Below are 21,355 nucleotides of genomic sequence, written 5' to 3' on the forward strand. Positions count from 1 at the left end.
CTCATGGGGCAAAAAGTAGAATTGGCGTGTATTATTGACGATGATAAGATATACGTTAACCTGGTTAAGAAGATTATTGAAATTAAAAAACTTTCTAACAATCTTCTCATTTTTAAAAACGGTATGGAAGCTTTAGATCATTTTAAGTTGATTCTTGAAAACGCTACCGAAGATAGACTTCCCGATATTATTTTCCTGGATATCAATATGCCTGTTATGGATGGCTGGGAGTTTCTAAATGAATTTATTAAAATTAAGAATAACTTTGAGAAGAAGATCACACTTTATGTGGTAAGTTCTTCAATAGATCCGCGAGATTTGGAACGCGCAAAATCTATTAATTTGGTGACCGATTATCTAATTAAGCCAATAGAATTAAAGAAATTCGAAAAGATTTTTGATAGAAACGGAAACGCAGCCGCTTAGTTAGTTACTTGCTTTAGCCTCTTCCTCTTCTTTTGGAAAAGCTCGTTTATTAAAAAGCAGCAGTAAAATTACGCCCGCACTAATTGCGGTATCGGCTATATTGAATACCGGTTCAAAGAATGTGAAGTAATTTCCGCCCCAGAAAGGAATCCATTCGGGCAAATTGCCCTGCCATAATGGGAAGTAAAGCATATCTACCACCTTACCGTGAAATAAGGTACCATAGCCACCTTCTGCCGGCATAAATTCGGCTACCTGCCCATAGCTGCCATTAAAAACAATTCCGTAGAAAACAGAGTCTATAATATTCCCAAAAGCTCCTGCGAAAATTAAAGCTATTGCGGTGATTAAGATTCTTGAACCATTTTTTCTAACCGAATCCCACAACCAGTAACCAATACCGACAATGGCCACCAATCTAAAAAGCGTAAGGAAAAGTTTTCCGTATTCTCCCGGGATCTTGGTTCCCCAGGCCATTCCTTCATTTTCTACAAATAAAATTCTGAACCAATCAAAAACCGGTACTTCTTCGCCAAGCGAAAAATTTGTTTTGATATAAAATTTTGAAATTTGGTCTATTAAAAGAACCAAAACGATAATAATACCCGCTTTTTTTAAGGACATGAACTCTGTGGAATTTAAAACGCCGCTAAAATACTAATATTATTTAGTTTTTACCCGGCTAAAAATCAGCTTCTGGGAAGCATTTTTTAAATTTTATAATCTTAAAATAAAAGCGCCCCCAGGCACAAGCAAAGGGGCGCTATAAATTTTGAGTAACAGAAAATATTTATTTCTGCATGTTTTTAGCCTCAATACTTAAAGTAGCGTGTGGCACCAATTTTAAACGCTCTTTAGCGATTAATTTTCCGGTTACACGGCATATTCCGTATGTTTTGTTTTCAATCCTTGTTAAAGCATTTTTTAGGTCGCGGATAAATTTTTCCTGCCTAATAGCTAATTGAGAATTGGCTTCCTTACTCATAGTTTCGCTTCCTTCTTCAAAAGCTTTAAATGTAGGAGCAGTATCATCTGTACCGTTGTTTCCATCATTTTTATAAGCATTTTCGTAAATTTCCAATTGCTCCTGTGCCTTCGCGATTTTGCCTTTAATCAGGGCCTTAAACTCAGCTAATTCGGCATCGCTATACCGTTCTTTTACTTCAGTTGCCATAATTTCTAATGTTTTTTAATAAACATTTTGGTAGTAATATCGTCAAAAGCAACCTCGGCTCCTTCAGTTACCACCTCTGCAAATTCGAGACTTGCAGTTAATGTTTCATTTTTAATATAGGTTATATTTTGGTTAACGGCATCCTCGACAATACCGTCCTTTTGTAGGGTCACATCAATAGTATCGGTAACTTCAAAGCCAGAATCTTTTCTCATATTCTGTATCCTGTTTACCAATTCCCTGGCAATTCCTTCCTTTTTTAATTCTTCAGAGATACTAACGTCTAAAGCTACGGTAATATTACCACTACTTGCCACTAGCCAGCCTTCAATATCCTGGGAAATAATTTCTACTTCTTCAGAAGCTAATTTAACCATTTCTCCGTTAAGATTTATCGCAATATTGCCTTCTCGCTCTATCTTTGAAATATCTTCAGGAGTTAATTTATTTATCTCGTTGACTACCAGCTTCATATCCTTTCCAAATCTTGGGCCAAGAACCTTAAAGTTTGGTTTTATTTGCTTTACAAGTAAGCCTGAAGCATCATCTATAAGCTGAAGTTCTTTTACGTTTACTTCAGATTTTATCAAGTCCTCAACCGCCTGAATTTCTTCACGTTGCTGCTCGTCAAGCACCGGAATCATTACTCTCTGCAACGGTTGTCTTACTTTTATCATCTCCTTTTTTCTAAGCGATAATACCAATGAAGAAATAGTTTGAGCCTTCTCCATTTTTCGCTCTAAAGATTTATCAACAAACTTATCATCATACTTTGAAAATTCAGCCAAATGTACCGATTCAAAGTTTTCTTTTTGTGTACTCTTGTTTAAGTCTTTGTAAAGCCTATCCATAAAGAACGGCGCCACCGGTGCACCCAGTTTGGCCACTTCAACTAAACAGGTATAAAGCGTTTGATATGCTGAAATTTTATCTTGCTGGTAATCGCCTTTCCAGAATCTTCTTCTACTTAAACGCACAAACCAGTTACTAAGGTTTTCCTGAACAAATTCTGAAATTGCCCGGGTTGCCCTGGTGGGTTCATAATCGGCATAAAATTTATCTACTTTCTCAATTAAAGTATGTAATTCTGAAAGGATCCAACGATCTATCTCGGGTCTTTCTTCCAAAGGAATATCATCCTCTTTATAGGTGAAATTATCAATATTCGCATATAAAGTGAAGAAAGAATAAGTGTTATAAAGCGTACCGAAAAATTTACGACGCACCTCAGCAATTCCTTCAATATCAAATTTTAAGTTATCCCATGGATTGGCGTTAGAGATCATATACCAACGCGTAGCATCTGGGCCGAAAGCCGCCAATGTTTCAAAAGGATCTACCGCGTTTCCAAGACGTTTAGACATTTTTTGTCCGTTTTTATCTAAAACAAGTCCGTTAGAAACTACGTTTTTATAAGCTACATCATCAAAAATCATTGTAGCGATAGCGTGCAGGGTATAAAACCAGCCTCTGGTTTGGTCAACACCTTCGGCTATGAAATCGGCCTGACGTTCTCCTTCTTCTACTTTTTCCTTATTTTCAAAGGGATAATGCCACTGCGCATAAGGCATAGAACCAGAATCGAACCATACATCTATAAGATCGTCTTCACGTTTCATTGGCTTGCCGGAATCTGAAACTAACGTGATTTCATCTACCACATTTTTATGAAGATCTACCAGATCGTAGTTTTCTTCACTCATATTTCCGGGTTCAAAACCTTCAAAAATATCTTTATCCATCAAGCCGGCTTTAACCGACTTCGCCATTTCTTCTTTCAATTCTGCAATAGAACCAATAAGCTTTTCCTCTTTCCCTTCTTCGGTTCTCCAAATTGGCAAGGGAATTCCCCAATAACGACTTCTGGATAAATTCCAGTCATTCGCATTGGCCAGCCAATTTCCAAAACGGCCTTCGCCAGTAGATTTTGGTTTCCAGTTAATGCCTTTATTCAATTCGTGCATGCGCTCCTTGAATTCGGTTACTTTTATGAACCAGGAATCCAACGGATAGTATAAAATAGGTTTATCGGTTCTCCAGCAATTTGGATAGCTGTGAACATATTTTTCTACTTTAAAAGCACGATTTTCTTCTTTTAGTTTTATAGCAAGTTCAACGTCTACAGATTTCTCTGGCGCCTGACCTTCGTCATAATATTCGTTCTTCACATACTTCCCGGCAAATTCACCCATCTCTGGTCTAAATTTACCCTGTAGATCTACCAGCGGAACAAGGTTCCCATTTTCATCTTTCACCAATAATGGCGGAACTTGAGGTGTAGCCTGTTTCGCTACCAACGCATCGTCTGCACCAAAAGTTGGCGAAGTATGCACAATTCCGGTACCGTCTTCTGTAGTAACAAAATCTCCAGCAATTACACGGAAAGCATTTTCAGGATTTTCTGCAGGTAATGCATACGGCAACAACTGCTCGAATTTTATCCCAACCAGATCCTTTCCTGTGAAAGTTTCCCCGATTAAAAATGGGATCTTTTTATCACCTTCGTTATAAGCTTTAAGTTCCTCTTCGGTTTCAACTTCTGTAAACTTTTTATCAAACTGAGCCTTAACCAGCGCCTTCGCAACCAAAATAGTGATTGGCTCAAAAGTATACTGATTATAAGTTTTTACTGAAACATATTCAATTTTTGGCCCTACGGTTAATGCAGTATTAGAAGGCAAAGTCCACGGGGTAGTGGTCCAGGCGATTAAAAATGCGCCTTCCAAATCCTTTTCAACCGAAGCTGCTGAAGCATCAGTAATTTTAAACATTGCCGTAACAGTGGTATCGGTCACATCCTGGTAAGTCCCAGGTTGGTTGAGTTCGTGAGAACTTAGTCCCGTTCCTGCTTTTGGAGAATATGGCTGAATGGTGTAACCTTTGTAAATAAGGTCTTTTTTATAAATTTCAGAAAGCAGCCACCAAACTGTTTCCATATATTTTGATTTATAGGTAACGTATGGATCTTCCATATCTACCCAATAACCTATTTTTTCGGTAAGGTCGTTCCACACATCGGTGTAACGCATTACCGCATTTTTACAGGCTTCGTTATATTTTTCTACGGAAATTTTGGTCCCAATATCTTCTTTGGTAATCCCAAGTTCTTTTTCTACACCAAGTTCTACCGGGAGACCGTGCGTATCCCAACCTGCTTTACGTTTTACCTGATATCCTTTTTGGGTTTTATAACGACAAAAAATATCCTTAATAGCTCGCGCCATTACGTGGTGAATTCCCGGAAGCCCATTCGCAGAAGGTGGCCCTTCAAAAAACACAAACGGTTCTTTGCCTTCCCGTGTAGAAACGCTTTTTTCAAAAATATCGTTCTCCTTCCAGTAACTTAAGATTTCCTCAGCTACTTTTGGTAAGTCAAGTCCTTTATATTCAGGGAACTTATTGCTCATTTTTTCAAAATTTCCAATGAGTCGCGAAAATAATCAAATTTAAGAAAAGAGTGCGATAGAAAAACGGAAAAAGCTAACCCAAAAGAAATTGAAATGAAATAAACCCAGAAAGATTTTTAAAAGCCTTGAGAATTACGAAAAAGGATTAAAAACTATACCTCAGCGCTAAAATTAAATTTCTACCTGCAGCGGCGATTCCCGAGGAATAAGTTCGGTAACGCTGGTCGGTAATATTTTCTAAGGAAGCGGTTGTCAGCAAGTTTTTGCTAAACTCGTATTGTCCTGTTAAATTTAGGCTATACCAGGAAGGTGAATATGGATTTCCATTATCGTCTATGGCGTATAAATAGGCTTTGCCCTGTTCTGAAGGCGCAAGATCTTCATAATCGAATTGCCCATTATATTCAGCAAAAAGATCGAATTTCAGTCTTTTTTTGTGCCATATTAAATGTGTATTTCCAAATACAGGAGCTGCGTGGCGTAATGCCGCGGTAGAACCATCTTCCTGCTCTTCTTTTCCTTCAGTAATACTTATTTGGGAACTGAATCTTAGCGCGACAGATAAATCAATTTCTATCCCACTCTCAAAACCATAAACATGCGCTTTCGCTGTGTTCTGAATCGCCTGCACACGGCTTGGCTCTCCCTGGTAATCTATTTCGGTTTCTCCATTTAAGTTGAAATCCCTGCGTACCATAGCGTCATTCAAATACGTATAAAATGCGGTCGCGATAAAACTGATATTTTCGGCAGGTTTCCAGTCAAAACCAAGTTCACTGCTGTAGGCATATTCCGGTTTTAAATCTGGATTTGGCACTACAACAGCGCCCGGTTCAGAATCGAAAATTTTACCCATATCATCTATATTAGGAGCTCTAAATGCAGTTGAAAGATTTAATCGCCACCCAATAAACCTGTTTTGCTGCCAGTTAATTCCCGCGCTCCCGGTTAAGGCACCGGTATTAATATTGGCTTTCTGAAATGGAAAATCATATAAATTCTCATCAAAATCAGCATTCACCAGAATATGATTATACCGAAGTCCAGATTGAAAAGAAAGATCTTTCTGGATTTTCCATTGATAAGTGGTATAAGCGGCGATTGACTGCCAGGTGGAAGCATCTGGATATCGTGACGCAGTGATATTTTCTTCTTCAGTTAAAATATTTTCTGTAAATCCTGTAGAATTTACTTTATTAAAAACATACTCGGCGCCATAAAATAACCGGCTTTCTTCAAAAGTCTTTTCAAAATCAAAATTCACCGAATATGCATCTACATTTTCTTTGGTGTTGTATAACCAATCCTCCCCAAAATCACGGTTATGCCTGCTTTCTTCAAAAAATTGGTAAGCGGTGGTCATCTGGGCTTTATCATACAAAGATCCGTGGCCTTTTTTATTGATCTTAAAATTACCCATAAACCACTCCTGAGGTCCATAATACCATTCTGCTGATCGCAATTCAGCATCGCGCTTTCTATAAAGCCTGTCAAATCTTGGAAAATCTGATGTGGTAGAATAGATAAGTCCGAGGTTAAGATCCCAGTCTTTATGCGGCATAAATTTAACCTTCTGCAGTAAATTTATTTGATTATAGCCGGTTGGTTTTTGCACCTGTGGGTTATCATTAGAAACAATTAGATCTTCCCCATTTCTTCGCACGGCATATTCATTTCGCAAATATTCATCAGGTCCATGAGATCCCATTCTTAAATCATCGAAATCTGAAAAGCTAATACTGCTTAAAAAAGCCCAGTTCTCCAGGCCTATATTAACATCGGCGTGTACGGTTTTTTCATTATTGGCAGAAGCGTAACGGGAATAAGCGCTCCCGGAAACCGAAGTTTCATTAGTAAATGAAAATTTTGGTTTCAAAGTATAGAAATTCATCACCCCGCCAACGGCATCACTTCCATAAACCACCGATCCCGGACCAAGAATTACCTCGGTATTTTCTACCGCCAAGGGATCTATTGAGATGATATTTTGAAGATTTCCGCTTCTAAAAATCGCAGTATTCATTCTCACGCCATCTACCGTAATTAACAATCTGTTTGTTGAAAAACCACGAATCATAGGGCTTCCGCCACCTAACTGGCTTTTTTGAACAAAAACCTGCCCGCTGCTTTCTAAAAGATCGGCTGAAGTTTGCGGGCTCGCCATAATAATATCTTTAGCTGAAAAACTGACTATTTTCTGCGGAATTTCATCTTTATTCATTTCAAATTTTGCCACTGAAAGCACCACCTGCTCCAACTCGTTATCATTCCCATTTAGATAAACTGTATTCTGGTTTTGGATAATCTGGGATTTCTTTAAACTTTTATTGGAATAGTTTACGTGAGAAAAATGTATAATTTCCTCCATTTCGAATGCTGAAATATCGGCTTCCCCATCAAAATTGGTAAGCTCACTTTTAGATTTATTCGCATTGTAAATAGCCACGCTGGCAAGTGGCTCATGGCTTTCTTCATCTAAAACCTGTATCTGCTGGGCGTAGATACTATTAACCATAAAAAAAAGGAGTATTACTCCTGTGAGACTTCGCATTTAGCTAAAAATTTCGTTAAGTACGGCGAGTGATTTTGGTTTTTTAAAACCTTCAATATGCAACTCGTAATACAAAAGCAACATATTTAAAAAATTAGACCGACTTTGCTGATTCAACTTTACTTCGTTGAGAGCATCAAAATTTATGCCTAATAACTGGCGTAGAATAGTGATATTTTGGCCTTCTATACAATAATTATTGATACTGTTCATTTCAAAAACGCCATCTAAAAGATTAAAGTAAGGAAGCTCTTTAGATGCCGAATCAGGATAAAATCCCAAATAGCGCGTTAAGTTTAGTAAAAATAAAAGATGAAAATTGGCGATTTTATCGTGCAAATCTAACCACATTAGTGAATTTTCAAGATAATTAAATAACTGTGGATTGGTTTCTTCTTCCCTAATAGCGTTTTTTAAAACTTCAGCCAAAAACATAAGCATCGCGCCTTTTACCATGTTGGTATGAAGGCTGGTATAAGTGTGTAATACCTTTGCATCTTTAAGGTATTCCATTTTTCCCTGGTTGCGGTGGTTTGCAACAATTTCTAACTGGGTAAGCAGCTGAAACTGGGAAGCTTTGAACTTTCCTTTTTTAGATTTAAGCACTCCCTTAAGCATATAGGTTTTTAAGCCATCACTATAAGTATAGGCTTTCACAATCAAATCGGCCTCGCCGTATTTTAAAGCACTAATTACAATGGCCGGAGTGGTAACAAGCATTCCTTAACAATTATTTCTTCCCGAAGATAATTAAAAAAGGCCGCCCAAAAAGCGACCTTAATTTAATTCTATTTAGAAAGTAATTAAACTACTCCCTGTGCAAGCATAGCATCGGCAACTTTCACGAAACCGGCAATATTTGCTCCTTTCACGTAATCTATATAACCATCTTCTTCCTTTCCAAACTCAACACAACGATCGTGAATATCGTTCATAATCGCGTGTAATTTTTGGTCTACTTCTTGTGAAGTCCAGTTATATCGCATAGAATTTTGGCTCATTTCTAAACCAGAAGTGGCAACACCACCAGCATTAGAAGCTTTACCAGGCGAGAATAAAATTCTTGCTTCCTTAAACACCTCTACAGCATCTGGGGTACACGGCATATTCGCACCTTCGCCCACGCACATACAACCATTTTCAATTAACTTCTCAGCATCAGCTTTTTGAAGTTCGTTTTGCGTAGCACAAGGAAGCGCTACATCACATTTCACACTCCATGGTGTTTCTCCTTCATAATATTTAGCTGAAGGATATTGATCTACATATTCACTTATTCTACCACGTCTAACATTTTTAAGATCCATGATAAACTGAAGCTTTTCTGAATCAATTCCGGCTTCATCATAAATATAACCTCCAGAATCACTCATTGTTAAAATCTTCGCTTTAAATTCCAGGGCTTTTTCTGCAGCATATTGCGCCACATTTCCAGATCCTGAAACCACTACCGTTTTACCTTCAAGAGATTCATTGCGTGTTTTAAGCATATTTTGTGCAAAATATACATTCCCGTAACCGGTAGCTTCAGGACGAATAAGAGACCCACCGTAAGAGAGTCCTTTCCCGGTTAAAATGCCGGTAAATTCGTTTTGTAATCTTTTATACTGGCCAAACATATAACCAACTTCACGAGCGCCAACGCCTATATCTCCCGCAGGAACATCGGTATTTGCACCTATATGGCGATAAAGTTCTGTCATAAAACTCTGGCAAAAACTCATTACTTCATTATCTGATTTTCCTTTTGGATCAAAATCAGATCCTCCTTTTCCACCACCCATTGGTAAAGTGGTAAGGCTGTTTTTAAATACCTGCTCAAAAGCAAGAAATTTAAGGATACTAAGGTTTACGGAAGGGTGAAAACGCAAACCACCTTTGTAAGGTCCAATGGCTGAATTCATTTGAATTCTAAACCCGCGATTCACCTGAATATTACCTTCATCATCTAACCAGGAAACCCTGAACATAATAACACGTTCCGGCTCTACCATACGCTCTAAAAGTTGCATATTCTGGTACTTTTTATTCTCTTCTATAAAGGGAATAATAGTCTCAGCAACTTCGTGCACGGCCTGCATGAATTCGGGTTCATTTTGATTCCTTTTTGATACTTTATCGAGGAAATCCTGAATATTTTGTTCCATATTATGTGATACTTCAAATAGTTTATAAAAAAAGCTGTGTTTTGTACTGCAAATATATGAGTTCTATAAAAAACGACCTCAAATTTTTATCTTTTCATATAAAATTAACGTCTTACTTTCAGCGTTTTATAGAGCGAATATTTTATCTAATTTTTTGTTAAAGTAGTTTTTATATATTTGTTGCATCCTCCCAAGCTGGTACTATGCATAATTGCAAGATATTTATAGCTCTTTTAGTTTTTACATTATTCTTTCAGGGAAAGAGTTATGCCCAGTTTGGTATTGCACACGAAATTGGCGTTAAGGCCGGTCCAGCTTCATTTTTTACCGATTATGGGGAACGCTGGAATGTTAGAAATAACCTTAATAACGCGGGCTATGGCATTGGGATTTCCCATTATATGAACTTTGCCTATAAAACCGACTGTCACTACTCACAGGCGGCTTCTTTTTTTACCAATCATTTTAGAATAAGAAATGAACTGGATTATTTTTACTCTAAATTAGAACATTATGGTCCTGTAGCCAGCAAACCAACCCTGGGCGGACAATTATTACGCGCTATGCACGGGGAAAGTGAAATTATTGAAGGGGGAATTCATTTGGAATATCACCCTTTTCGCATTCGGGATTTTACGCATTCGGGTTATATGTTTTCTCCTTATATAAGCCTGGGCGGGCATTTTGTTTCTTATAAAGCTGATGCCTATTCTGATTTAGGTTCTTTGCAAAATCCTAAAAATGTTTTCCCAACTTTTATTGGCGGAATGGATTTTGACCGTGGCAGCACTTATTCTATAATTGGCGGACTTGGTTTACGCTACCGCCTGGGATTTAGACACGATCTTTTAATTGAAGCCCGGGGACAATATTACGGTAGCGACTGGCTTGACGGATTAAATATTGACGCGCCTCAAAATAAATTCAACGATTATATATTTTGGGTGAATGTTGGCTATGTTTATTATATCAACTTTCAATAGCATTTGAAGAAATAATTCTACCACCCAATTCTTTTAATTCTACTTTAGCTTTTTTAAAATCTCCCGCGTTTAGCGCGCGTGTAGCATCCTCTATTATGGTCGCTTTAAAACCTTCTTTAATTGCATCTTTAGCGGTAAAATGCACACAAATTTCAGCAGCAAGTCCGCAAAAATAAAGGTCTTTTGCATTTTTTTCTTTTAAATACCCAGAAAGCCCGGTGGATTTTAAATGCTGATTATCGTAAAAAGCACTGTAGCTGTCTATTTCTGGATTGGTGCCTTTTCTAAAAATGGCTTCAATTTTTGAAGTTTTTAAATCCTTATGAAACTCGGCGCCATCGGTATTTTGCACACAATGCTCTGGCCACATTACCTGCTCTATTCCTTTAAGATCAATAGTTTCAAACTCCTTTTTTCCTTTGTGGCTACTGGCAAAACTGGCGTGGCCGTTTGGATGCCAATCCTGGGAAGCAATTATTAAATCAAAGCTTTCCTGAATTTTATTGATCACCGGGATAATTTCATCTCCATTAGGTACAGCAAGCGAGCCACCTGGCATAAAATCGTTTTGAGGATCTATAATAATCAAAGTTTTCATAACTAATTTTTAAAAGATGCTATTAATTTATCACGTTCGGCTTTTAATGCTTCACTAATTCCCACTTTATATATATGCGGATTGTTAAAACGCTTATATTCTATAGAAAGTTCAGCCAGACGGTTTTTACTATATTCCGCGATTTCCTGAAGCGATTTCTTTTCCAGTTTATTCTTCCCGTTTTCCATAACCGGTTTCAACAATGCTTCTTTTTCTAAACCATCAACTTTCATTTGTTTATAAGGCTCAAAAGGATGAATCATATTTTTAATATTATCTTCTTCAAAAAGAGCCACCAAATCTCCGCCCACGCAGTTGCCTTCAGTATCTCTTAAACGATATACCTGTTTTTTATGCGGAAGCGTAACCTTTACAATACTTTCTGAAATTTTGATTCTTGGTTTTCCGTTGGAATAAGCCAGTTTGTAAACTCCGTCTAAAGCAGCATCAGGACTTCCAATAACAAGATTGGTTCCCACACCAAAAACATCTATCCTGGCGCCTTGTTCCAGCAAACTTTTAATTACATTTTCTTCTAATTGATTGGAAGCTGCAATTTTAACGTAATCGAGTCCGGCTTCGTCCAGCATTTTTCTGCTTTGCTTAGAGAGATAAGCTAAATCTCCACTATCTAGCCTAATAGCCATCAATTTTTCGCCGCGATCTTCCATTTCCTTTGCAACTGTAATCGCGTTGGGTACACCGCTTTTAAGCGTATCGTAAGTATCTACCAGCAGAACACAATCTTTTGGCCTACCCTCAGCAAAATCCCTAAATGCGGTGATTTCATCATCATAACTCTGAATAAAAGAATGGGCCATGGTTCCCGAAACCGGAATATTAAAATCTCTACCGGCAATTACATTACTGGTCCCGTTAAAACCCCCAATAATTGCGGCACGGGTGGCGTAATACCCTCCGGGTCCCTGCGCTCTTCTTAAACCGAAATCCAGTAAAGTTCTTTCTCCAGAAACCAGTTTAATTCGGCTGGCTTTAGTAGCTATTAAAGTTTGAAAATTGAGTAAATTAAGTAGTATGGTTTCAATAATTTGCGCTTCAATAATATTGGCTTCTACCTGCAAAATAGGCCGTGTGGGAAACACCACGTCCCCTTCCTGAACCGAATAAATATTTCCGTGGAATTTAAAATCTTTGAGATACTGCAGGAAATCATCATCAAAATCCTGTTTTTTAAGGTACTCCAGGTCTTTATCGTTGAATTTTAAATTTTCAATGATCTTCAGTAAATCCTGAAGTCCGGCAAAAATCGCGTACCCACCGTTATAAGGAAGTTTTCTGAAATAATAATCAAAAATTGCGGTATGGTCTTTTTGGCCCTTTTTAAAATACACCTGCGACATCGCCAGTTGATACTGATCGGTATAAGTAGCGGAGAAATCTAGCATAGCTTGGTTGGTTTACATTTCAGCAAGCATAGTTTCGTAAATCTCGAGATCTGCTTCACTGAATAGCACAAATTTAAGCTTTTGCAAGTGTTTAAGTTTAGGGATTTCGGCTAAAATTGTATTAAAACTGATCTTTGTCGCTTCTTTTATAGGGTAACCAAAAGCGCCGGTAGAAATTGCAGGAAAGGCAACAGACTTTACTTTCTTCTCTTCTGCTCGTTTTAAAACATTTTTATAGCAGTTTTCCAGCAGCTTATTTTCAGGCTTATCTTTACCGTAAACCGGCCCTAAACTATGAATTACATACTTATTGGGTAAATTATAAGCGACGGTAATTACTGCTTCGCCGGGAGCGATAGGTGCAAGAGGTTTGCATTCTTCATAAAGTTTTGGACCGGCAGCACGATGAATTGCCCCTGCAACGCCACCTCCAGTGGTGAGTTGTGCATTGGCAGCATTTACCACAGCTTCCACATTGGGTAGATTAGCTATATCTCCTTGAAAAACTTCAATTTCAATATTCTGGATGGTTTTTTTCATAACTCTGATTTCTTATTCAGAAATTACAAAAATTTAATAAAAGACGAAAGGTTTAGGCCTGCCGCTCCAGGGCTAAATAATGAGTGGTTCTGTCATTTATCAAGGGAATAACGCTAATCTCGCACTTATAAGGAGTTTTATCTTTTTTATAGTTTACCAAAACTTCAGTAAAAGGTTCGTCACGTGACAATTTGTGTTTAATTCGGTTTAAAACAGCCCTATCGGTTTCTTTTCCTTGTAAAAAATGAGGTGTTTTATTTATCGCAAATTTGCTGCTATAACCAGTCATATCAGTAAAACCTTCACTCACCCACTGGATTTTAGCTTCCTGATTTGTTAAAACCAAAGCATCAAAAGATTTGTTTTGAAACACTTCTTTCCAGTTGTTTTTCCAATCGAATTTTTTGGCTAATTTTTTAAATGACTTAATTGCTTTTTCCTGTTTTAAATTCAATAATTGCTCTGCAAAATGCTCGTTATAAATATCCCAGCTGCGAAGAGGCATCACCTTAATATCAGAAACAGTAATTTCGTCTTCAATTTCTTCATATTCTTCCTGGCTTAAAGAGGAAAGATAAATATCAAGACACTGCATATTCATTAGATTCTTCTTCATAGTCTTTTTTTAGCGGTGAACAAATTCAGGTTTTATTTCGCAATCTATTTAACAAACAAAACTACCTAAAATCTTATTCAACACTCTTTAAATCAACGTTAATGTTGAGTTTTTAGAAGAAATACCTCAACAATTAACAAACGTCTATTATCATTATTTCATGTGAAACCACAAGAAGTGTTAATTTTCTAAAAAAATCTTCTCAAAAAACGGCTCATAAAATGTCATTTTATAACGCATTTGGGCTTAAAACTAAGAGCCGCAAAAGCTTTTGCAATATTCTGAATAAGTTGTACTTTCGGATTTTTCTAATATTTTTGATATGTCCCAATTCTGGCTGTACTTTAGATTAGGTCTGGAACACGTTCTTGACTGGCAGGCTTACGACCATATTTTATTTCTTATTGTACTTGTTGCCGCTTACACCTTTAGCAGCTGGAAACGAATTCTATGGCTGGTAACCCTATTTACAATTGGCCACACCTTAGCTTTATTTCTTTCGGTTTATGAAATTGTAAAAGTAGATTCAGCCTGGGTAGAATTGTTAATTCCTATTACAATTATTCTCACAGCTCTTTACAATATTATCACAGCAAGTAAAAAAGAACGTAATAAAAATCATAATCCGTTATATTTTACAACGGTTTTCTTCGGCTTAATTCATGGACTTGGATTTTCTTCATATTTTAAAATGGTGGCTTCAAATACAGAAAGCAAATTTCTACCACTTTTAGAATTCGCACTTGGTATAGAAGCTGCGCAGGTTATTGTAGTTATTGCTGTAATAATTCTTGGTTTTATTGCCCAAAATATCTTCTCGGTTTCCAAAAGGGACTGGATCTTAGTAACTTCAGCCATAGTAATTGGTATTATTTTACCAATTCTCCAGGAAAATTTTCAGGCTATTTAATAAATTAGTGAATTAAAAATAAGACGAAAAATTTCGTCTAAAAAAGCCGCATTATAGCGCTAATATGGATAAGAAAAAACAATTAAAGTACGATAAGGCATATTTGAGAATTGCCCGCGAATGGAGTAAATTATCGCATTGTAAAAGAAAGCAGGTTGGCGCAGTTATTGTAAAAGATAGAATGATAATTTCTGATGGTTACAACGGCACTCCAACAGGATTTGAAAATTATTGTGAAGATGACGAAGGTTACACAAAATGGTACGTGCTGCACGCTGAAGCCAATGCTATTTTAAAAGTTGCAGGATCTACGCAATCCTGTAATGGCGCAACACTTTATATCACAATGTCTCCCTGTAAAGAATGCAGTAAATTAATTCACCAGGCAGGAATTACCAGGTTGGTTTATCATATAGATTATAAAGATAATTCCGGACTGGATTTTCTTGAAAAAGCAGGGGTCACCCTTGAACAAATTAACGATTTAGAAGATTGAATACCAGGCAAAAAATATTAATTCCTATTCTTCTTGCTACAGCTTGCGCCGCCGGCGTTTTGCTGGGCGGAAAACTGGATTTTTCTTCTTCTGATGCCCTTTTTTCTTCAAATCCCAAAAAACAAAAACTCAACCGACTTATAGACTACATTGACTATGAGTATGTAGACGATGTAAATACCGATAGTATTGTAGATATTACGGTTAATAGAATTCTTGAAAATCTTGATCCGCATTCGGTATATATTCCAAAAGAAGAATATGCCGGCGTAGTAGAAAATATGCAGGGCGATTTTGTAGGCATTGGGGTTAGTTTTTATAACGTTAACGATACCGTAGTGGTAATACAGGCTTTGGAAGGCGGCCCCAGTGAAAAAATAGGAATTCGCGGTGGCGACCGTATTTTATATGCCGATGGCACTCCCCTTTTTAATAAAGATATTACTAACGATTCGCTTACAAAACACCTAAAAGGAGAAGAAGATTCTCGCGTAACACTTAAAGTTAAAAGAAAAGGAATCAAGGATTTACTCACCTTTAAAGTGAAGCGGGGCCGTGTACCGCTAAAAAGTGTAGATGCCGCTTATATGTTATCGCCAGATTTAGGTTATATTAAAGTGAACAGGTTTTCTGAAACTACCTATAAAGAATTTCAAAACGCCTTGAAAAAGCTCAAGAAAGAAGGCGCTAATCAAATAGCCTTGGACCTTAGAGACAATCCTGGCGGTTATCTTTCAGAAGCGATTAAGATTGTAGACGAATTCCTGGAAGACGATAAATTAATTCTTTACACCAAAAATAAAAGCGGCTCGGTTGAAGAAACTTTTTCCCGAAGAAAAGGTCTTTTAGAGAATGGAGATCTTTTTGTTCTTATTAATGAAAATTCAGCTTCGGCAAGTGAAGTCGTGGCCGGCGCACTACAGGATAACGACCGCGGTACCATTGTAGGTCGTAGATCTTACGGTAAAGGCCTTGTGCAACGTGAAATGGATTTGGGCGATGGTAGCGCGGTAAGATTAACCATTGCACGATATTACACCCCAACGGGCCGTTCTATACAAAAGCCATATGATAACGGTAATGAGAGCTATTTTAAAGATTATATGCGACGCTATAAAAATGGGGAGCTCAATAGCGCCGACAGCATAAATGTAGATGATTCACTTAGGTACGAAACACCTAAAGGAAAAGTGGTTTATGGCGGCGGAGGGATAATTCCCGATGTGTTTATTCCGCAAGACAGTGATAATGAAAGAAACAATATAAAGCTTCTTTTACACGGCGGGTATATGAGTCGGTTTATATTTAATGTCCTCGAAGAAAACCGTACTTTTTACAATAATGTAAAGCGGGAAGAGTTTGATGAAAAAGTTACAATCTCTAACGAAATGGTGCAGGATTTTGTAAGATTTGTTGGAAATGGAAATATTAGGCTTAATGTAAATAACCATACCACTTTATTAAAGCAATATCTAAAAGCGGTAATTGCCCAACAGCTCTACGGCACCACGGCTTTTGAAAAACTAATTAATGAAAATGATCCTGCCATTGAGAAAATTCTTGAATTATCGCAAAAAAATTAATAGCTTGCATGCGTGAGTGCGAATCATGAAAACTTTATAATTTTTTTAACCGTTTCCCCGCTATTTTTCTTCATAATTGCGGTGAGTTTCCGGCTTTTAGATAATAGCGCATTACTCTTTTTACAAAAGGATATTTTGGTTACTTCTGCAAATGTTTCGGTTACTTCTATTAAAAATCAGATTAAAAAAACTCAGGATAAAGAATTCAAAGAGAAATTAAGGCTTGCCCTTCTTTATAGAAGATTGCACCGTACCTGTTTAATTCTAATGCTACTTTCTATTCCTTTGATGGTTACCGGCTATTTTATGCTATAAAAGCTTATCGTGTACTTTCGTATGCTCTCCTTTCCAGAAACTTAAAATATCTGTAGCTACACTTGCACCACTACCACAGGCTATAGAAAATTGACTGCGCCAACCAGCGAGACTACCGGCTACATACAATCCCGGTTTCACTAAATGATCTTCATTTTTTAACTGAATACGGTCTTTAGAAACTTTAGCTTTTTTATGCGGAATAACTTCCTCTTCCAAACCTTTAATTCTAAAAGGACTGGTGTAACCTGTTGCCAGCACTACATTTTCGGCTTCGTATGTATTTTTGTTGGTAATTACACTGAAACCTTCAGCTATAGGAATAATCTCTTTTACTTTTTCTTTCGCTAATTGTTCAATTTCAGGATATTGTTCTTCCAAATGTAGAATTCCATCTTTTAGAATTTGTTGTCCTGAAGTTCCCGGCACAACTCCCAAAATATTATTTAAGAGCGCCGAATTTAAATGCGAAGCTTTTTGGTGAGTAAGCAAGCCTACCTTTTTATTGGTAATAATATTATTCTGCAGTGCAGATCCTAAGATAAGTGCGCAAGACATTCCTGCCGCGCCACCGCCAATAATAAGAACATCAAATTTCATATTAAGAATTATGCTTTTTCGCAATACTTCTGGAGGTTAATAAAATCCCCATAAGAATAATTACGCAAAGGCTTCCAACAATAACCAGTACAGCGGTTGCGCTATCGCCTTTTAAAAGATCATCAAAATTTAAAACAGTTGCGCTGTAACCAATTATGACTACAGCTAAAAAAATTACGGTATAAATAAATAACTTCATGAAAATAAACTCTGAATGTTTGTGGCGAATAATTTTACGGCAATAGCCAGCAAAATTACGCCGAATACTTTTCTAATTACACTAATTCCCTGGCTACCTAAAACTTTCTCCATTTTGGTAGAAGATTTTAGTACCACGTATACAAAGATAATATTGATAAGTATAGCTACAATGATATTTACCGTTTCATATTCTGCCTGAAGTGAAACCAGGGTAGTAAGTGTACCTGCACCGGCAATTAAGGGAAACGCAAGCGGAACTACAGAAGCGGTTTCGGGTTCATCGTCCTTATAAAGTGTAATTCCTAAAATCATTTCCAGAGCCAGGAAGAACAAGATAAACGCCCCTGCCACGGCAAATGAGTTTACATCTATCCCAATTAAATTCAAAATCTCCTTTCCCACAAACAGGAAAACAATCATAATAATACCTGCGACCACCGAAGCTTTTTCACTTTGAATATGACCTACTTTTCTTCTCAGGTCTATAATAATAGGGATACTTCCAATAATATCAATTACCGCAAAAAGAATCATTCCGGCGGTAAAAATTTGTTTTGCATCGAGTAATTTCCACATAACTCACTTTTTGAAAAATTTTGCGCAAAATTAATTTTTAAAAACACAGCATCAAGGAATTAACAGGTAAAATTTTTATTAAAATTGAGGTGTTCTTTTATAGTGATTTCAACGAAGATTAATTTCAACTTAAAGCGCTAAATATTTTAGATAACATTTGCCAAAAAATACCCATAATCAGGTATTTGAAGCATATTCAAATTAAAATACTTTTATCCTTCCCCACACCCCATTTTCTTAATTCAAGTACTTTTTTTAAGAAATAAGAAGATATTCTTCTAGATATTTTATGTGAATTTTTAAATCCACGAATTTTAAAGATGAAAAGAAGTTTAAATATTCTAATTGTATGTGCAGTTTTGTTCGGTTTTGCAAATCTCCACGCACAGGAAGCTATTTCTATAAATGAAAATTCAGCAAAAGAAAAAAAGCTTAGACCAATAAGAATTGGCGCCAAAATTGGCTTTCCCATTATTATAGGTGGAAACCTTGAATATGTATCGCCACTTCTTAATCAAAAATTGGCGGTTAGTGTAGATTATTCTAATATAAAGTCTGATTGGCTCGTTGGAGAAGAGCAAGTGGACGCATCTAATAACGACGAACTTAATTACACCTATATAGAAGGCGGATTAAATTATTATTTTTTTAAACCCGGGAGAGGTTTATATGGAGGCTTAAGCTATGGCAATATTAATATTAAAGGAACTGTTCACTATGAAGATTCCAGGGATATTTTAGATGCTTCTCACGGTTCATTGAATATTAAGTTGGGAGCAAAACTAGGTGGTTTATCCTATTTTAGACCTAAAGTGGGTTACTCTTTCTCCTCTTTACCAGACCATGTAGAAGCCATAAAGGTGTATAACGATGGCAGCAGGGAAACTATAAATTTTGAATTTGATTCTGAAGTGAAACCCTATAACTTACTATTTTCTGGGCTCATGGCCAACATAGGGATAGGTTTTGCCTTCTAAAAATTTTGACTTTTCATTCATAAAACCGAATTTTTTAATTTTGATTATCTATTTTTTGAAATTATCGCTGAAAATTTCAGGTTGAAAAAATCATAATAGAAATTTTAGGTAAAACTTTCTAAATCAAACAAGTTAAATTTATATTTGCGGCTATGTTTCAAATAGGAAAAACCATAGTTTCAGAAGAGATCTTAACCAAAGATTTTGTGTGTAACCTTTCGGCTTGCAAAGGTGCTTGCTGTGTAGACGGCGATGCCGGGGCACCGGTAACACCAGAAGAACGTCAAATTCTAGACGAAATTTATCCCAAAGTAAAACCTTATTTGAGACAAAAAGGGATAGATGCCATAGAAAAACAAGGTACCTACATCACTACCGATCTTGACGAAATTGAAACTCCGTTAATAGATGGCGCCGATTGTGCCTACGTTACTTTTGATGATAACGGTATTGCACTCTGCGGAATTGAAGAAGCCTACAACCAGGGGGATATTGATTTTAAAAAACCTATTTCCTGCCACTTATACCCAATTAGGATACAGGAATACTCAGAATTTTCTGCGGTAAATTATCATAAATGGCAAATTTGTGATGATGCCTGCAGTTTGGGTGCCGAACTTCAGGTACCGGTTTATAAATTCACCAAAGACGCACTTATTAGAAAATTTGGCGAAGATTGGTACAATCAACTCGAAGCAGCCGCTAAAGACCTTTAAATACTGGAATTATTTCTTATCCATTTGATTGGCAGAATATTATTTTAAATATTCTAAAAGATTTCGTATATTCATTTTTTGAATTTCACCCCTAATTTATCCGGTGCTCACCCTCTAAACCGGTATTTATTTATTCCCCTACATTTTTAAATTTACGCCCCTAACCCTAAGCATTTACTCGATAATCGGGATTTAAATGCTCCGAGGCCTGCCTCGAAAATTAAACAATGGTTTGAATGAATGCCTTGGGCATGGTTCAAGGTAGTTTAGTTACAATTTATTGATAACCTAAAATTTATATTATGAAAAAACTTATTCTATTAGGGTGCTCTCTTTTATTATGTGTTTCTACTACAGAGGCCCAATTTTTAAAGAAATTAAAAGAAAAAGTAGAAAAAAAAGTTGAACATGCAGTGACTGAAAATATTTCTAATAAAGCTGCAAATGAAGCTAACAAGTCTCTCAACAAAATGTGGGAAACCGATCTTAAAAATAGCCCTATCCCAATGGGTGCTAACCGGGTAGATGTTAGTGAAGTTCCGCAATCTTACGATTTTAACTGGGAGTACCAGTTAAATATGGAAACTAAAGATGGCAATGTAGATATGACCTATCTTCTTAAAGAAGATGCACCCTATTTTGGAATGCGGGTGCCGCAAGCCGAAGGTATGTTTATGGTGCTGGATATGGATAGGAAACTTACCGTTATGTATCTCTCTTCAGATGACACTAACTTTATTACCGCCAGTAAAATAAACCTTGACAATACTGAAGAAGAAACTAATCCTTACGAAAATTCAGAATTAAAGAAAATTGGCACAAAAAATATTCTGGGTTATGAATGCCAGGGCTATGAAACCGAAACAAAAGAACACAAGTTTACCTTCTACCTCACCCGGGAAGCTCCTATTAGTTTTGCCAACATGTATAGTGACGAAAAAAGCAATATTCCAAAAGGATGGAATGCAGACTGGCTGGAAGACGGCGATGCCTTAATGATGGAAATGCAAATGCTGGATAAAAATAATCCAGATCACAACACCACTATGCGCTGCACCAGCCTTGAGAAAAAGTCTTTTTCAATAAATAAAGAAAATTATGCTGCCCTGGGCGCATCTAAATAATATATAAGA

22 protein-coding genes are annotated in these 21,355 nt (G+C 36.8%); 9 read left to right on the top strand and 13 right to left on the bottom strand.

From position 1 onward, the window contains the following. Positions 1-3 precede the first annotated feature (3 nt). Positions 4-426, top strand: a complete 423-nt coding sequence (locus BM084_RS10160) for a response regulator (protein ID WP_075325216.1) — start codon at positions 4-6, stop codon at positions 424-426. On the opposite strand, the gene BM084_RS10165 is transcribed toward BM084_RS10160, so the two are convergent. From BM084_RS10165 to gdhA, 6 genes are all read right to left on the bottom strand, one after another. Then, positions 427-1,050 (bottom strand): lipoprotein signal peptidase, encoded by a 624-nt coding sequence (locus BM084_RS10165; protein ID WP_075325217.1) that lies wholly within the window; start codon positions 1,048-1,050, stop codon positions 427-429. Between the two features lie 166 nt (positions 1,051-1,216). After that, on the bottom strand, positions 1,217-1,600 hold the full coding sequence (locus BM084_RS10170) for a TraR/DksA family transcriptional regulator (RefSeq protein WP_075325218.1): 384 nt from the start codon (positions 1,598-1,600) through the stop codon (positions 1,217-1,219). Between the two features lie 5 nt (positions 1,601-1,605). Then, on the bottom strand, positions 1,606-5,007 hold the full coding sequence (gene ileS / locus BM084_RS10175; RefSeq protein ID WP_093304603.1) for an isoleucine--tRNA ligase: 3,402 nt from the start codon (positions 5,005-5,007) through the stop codon (positions 1,606-1,608). Between the two features lie 145 nt (positions 5,008-5,152). After that, on the bottom strand, positions 5,153-7,558 hold the full coding sequence (locus BM084_RS10180; RefSeq protein ID WP_093304605.1) for a TonB-dependent receptor: 2,406 nt from the start codon (positions 7,556-7,558) through the stop codon (positions 5,153-5,155). Then, positions 7,559-8,278 carry a DNA repair protein RecO gene (gene recO, locus BM084_RS10185; RefSeq protein WP_093304607.1) on the bottom strand — a complete coding sequence of 240 codons (720 nt, stop codon included), beginning with the start codon at positions 8,276-8,278 and terminating at the stop codon, positions 7,559-7,561. It lies immediately after the preceding gene. 83 nt (positions 8,279-8,361) lie between these two features. Further along, positions 8,362-9,705 (bottom strand): NADP-specific glutamate dehydrogenase, encoded by a 1,344-nt coding sequence (gene gdhA, locus BM084_RS10190; protein ID WP_075325222.1) that lies wholly within the window; start codon positions 9,703-9,705, stop codon positions 8,362-8,364. A 203-nt stretch (positions 9,706-9,908) separates the two neighbouring features. Between gdhA and BM084_RS10195 the strand changes: the two genes are divergently transcribed. Beyond that, positions 9,909-10,688: a THC0290_0291 family protein gene (locus BM084_RS10195; RefSeq protein WP_075325223.1), complete on the top strand. Its 780-nt coding sequence runs from the start codon at positions 9,909-9,911 to the stop codon at positions 10,686-10,688. On the opposite strand, the gene pncA is transcribed toward BM084_RS10195, so the two are convergent. Genes pncA through BM084_RS10215 form a run of 4 tightly spaced genes read right to left on the bottom strand, consistent with a single transcriptional unit; the run spans position 10,675 to position 13,848 of the window. Further along, on the bottom strand, positions 10,675-11,286 hold the full coding sequence (gene pncA, locus BM084_RS10200; protein WP_075325224.1) for a bifunctional nicotinamidase/pyrazinamidase: 612 nt from the start codon (positions 11,284-11,286) through the stop codon (positions 10,675-10,677). The genes BM084_RS10195 and pncA overlap by 14 nt on opposite strands. 2 nt (positions 11,287-11,288) lie before the next feature. Continuing rightward, the gene (locus BM084_RS10205) at positions 11,289-12,692 is read right to left on the bottom strand and encodes a nicotinate phosphoribosyltransferase (RefSeq protein ID WP_075325225.1); all 1,404 of its coding nucleotides are present in this window, start codon (positions 12,690-12,692) and stop codon (positions 11,289-11,291) included. 12 nt (positions 12,693-12,704) lie between these two features. Then, positions 12,705-13,232 (bottom strand): macro domain-containing protein, encoded by a 528-nt coding sequence (locus BM084_RS10210; RefSeq protein WP_075325226.1) that lies wholly within the window; start codon positions 13,230-13,232, stop codon positions 12,705-12,707. A 52-nt stretch (positions 13,233-13,284) separates the two neighbouring features. After that, positions 13,285-13,848 carry a PAS domain-containing protein gene (locus tag BM084_RS10215; protein ID WP_083634126.1) on the bottom strand — a complete coding sequence of 188 codons (564 nt, stop codon included), beginning with the start codon at positions 13,846-13,848 and terminating at the stop codon, positions 13,285-13,287. Positions 13,849-14,170: 322 nt separating this feature from the next. Between BM084_RS10215 and BM084_RS10220 the strand changes: the two genes are divergently transcribed. The 4 genes from BM084_RS10220 to BM084_RS10235 all read left to right on the top strand — a co-directional run bounded on the left by BM084_RS10220 (position 14,171) and on the right by BM084_RS10235 (position 17,152). Next, on the top strand, positions 14,171-14,758 hold the full coding sequence (locus BM084_RS10220; RefSeq protein ID WP_075325227.1) for a HupE/UreJ family protein: 588 nt from the start codon (positions 14,171-14,173) through the stop codon (positions 14,756-14,758). A gap of 64 nt (positions 14,759-14,822) precedes the next feature. Next, positions 14,823-15,254, top strand: a complete 432-nt coding sequence (locus BM084_RS10225) for a deoxycytidylate deaminase (protein ID WP_075325228.1) — start codon at positions 14,823-14,825, stop codon at positions 15,252-15,254. Continuing rightward, on the top strand, positions 15,251-16,837 hold the full coding sequence (locus BM084_RS10230) for a S41 family peptidase (RefSeq protein WP_093304609.1): 1,587 nt from the start codon (positions 15,251-15,253) through the stop codon (positions 16,835-16,837). The genes BM084_RS10225 and BM084_RS10230 overlap by 4 nt, the downstream gene beginning before the upstream one ends. 12 nt (positions 16,838-16,849) lie before the next feature. After that, entirely contained in the window at positions 16,850-17,152 is a 303-nt protein-coding gene (locus tag BM084_RS10235) for a hypothetical protein (protein ID WP_075325230.1), read from the top strand. Here the strand turns inward: BM084_RS10235 and BM084_RS10240 are convergent. Genes BM084_RS10240 through BM084_RS10250 form a run of 3 tightly spaced genes read right to left on the bottom strand, consistent with a single transcriptional unit; the run spans position 17,147 to position 18,529 of the window. Beyond that, positions 17,147-17,752, bottom strand: coding sequence for an FAD-dependent oxidoreductase (locus BM084_RS10240; protein WP_075325231.1), 606 nt, complete (start codon positions 17,750-17,752; stop codon positions 17,147-17,149). The two genes, BM084_RS10235 and BM084_RS10240, sit on opposite strands and share 6 nt — an antisense overlap. A 1-nt stretch (position 17,753) precedes the next feature. After that, a complete protein-coding gene (locus BM084_RS10245; RefSeq protein WP_075325232.1) occupies positions 17,754-17,951 on the bottom strand; it encodes a hypothetical protein in 198 nt (65 codons plus the stop codon). After that, positions 17,948-18,529 carry a MarC family protein gene (locus BM084_RS10250; RefSeq protein WP_075325233.1) on the bottom strand — a complete coding sequence of 194 codons (582 nt, stop codon included), beginning with the start codon at positions 18,527-18,529 and terminating at the stop codon, positions 17,948-17,950. The genes BM084_RS10245 and BM084_RS10250 overlap by 4 nt, the downstream gene beginning before the upstream one ends. Positions 18,530-18,849: 320 nt before the next feature. Here BM084_RS10250 and BM084_RS10255 point away from each other — a divergent pair, with 320 nt between their 5' ends. From BM084_RS10255 to BM084_RS10265, 3 genes are all read left to right on the top strand, one after another. Then, on the top strand, positions 18,850-19,506 hold the full coding sequence (locus tag BM084_RS10255) for a hypothetical protein (RefSeq protein ID WP_093304611.1): 657 nt from the start codon (positions 18,850-18,852) through the stop codon (positions 19,504-19,506). A 152-nt stretch (positions 19,507-19,658) separates the two neighbouring features. Next, complete coding sequence (locus BM084_RS10260; RefSeq protein WP_075325235.1) at positions 19,659-20,222, top strand: DUF3109 family protein; 564 nt, start codon at positions 19,659-19,661, stop codon at positions 20,220-20,222. A 302-nt stretch (positions 20,223-20,524) separates the two neighbouring features. Beyond that, the gene (locus BM084_RS10265; RefSeq protein ID WP_093304613.1) at positions 20,525-21,346 is read left to right on the top strand and encodes a DUF4412 domain-containing protein; all 822 of its coding nucleotides are present in this window, start codon (positions 20,525-20,527) and stop codon (positions 21,344-21,346) included. The last annotated feature ends 9 nt before the right edge of the window (positions 21,347-21,355 follow it).

Origin of the sequence: Salegentibacter agarivorans, assembly GCF_900113135.1 — a bacterium.
Classification (GTDB): domain Bacteria; phylum Bacteroidota; class Bacteroidia; order Flavobacteriales; family Flavobacteriaceae; genus Salegentibacter; species Salegentibacter agarivorans.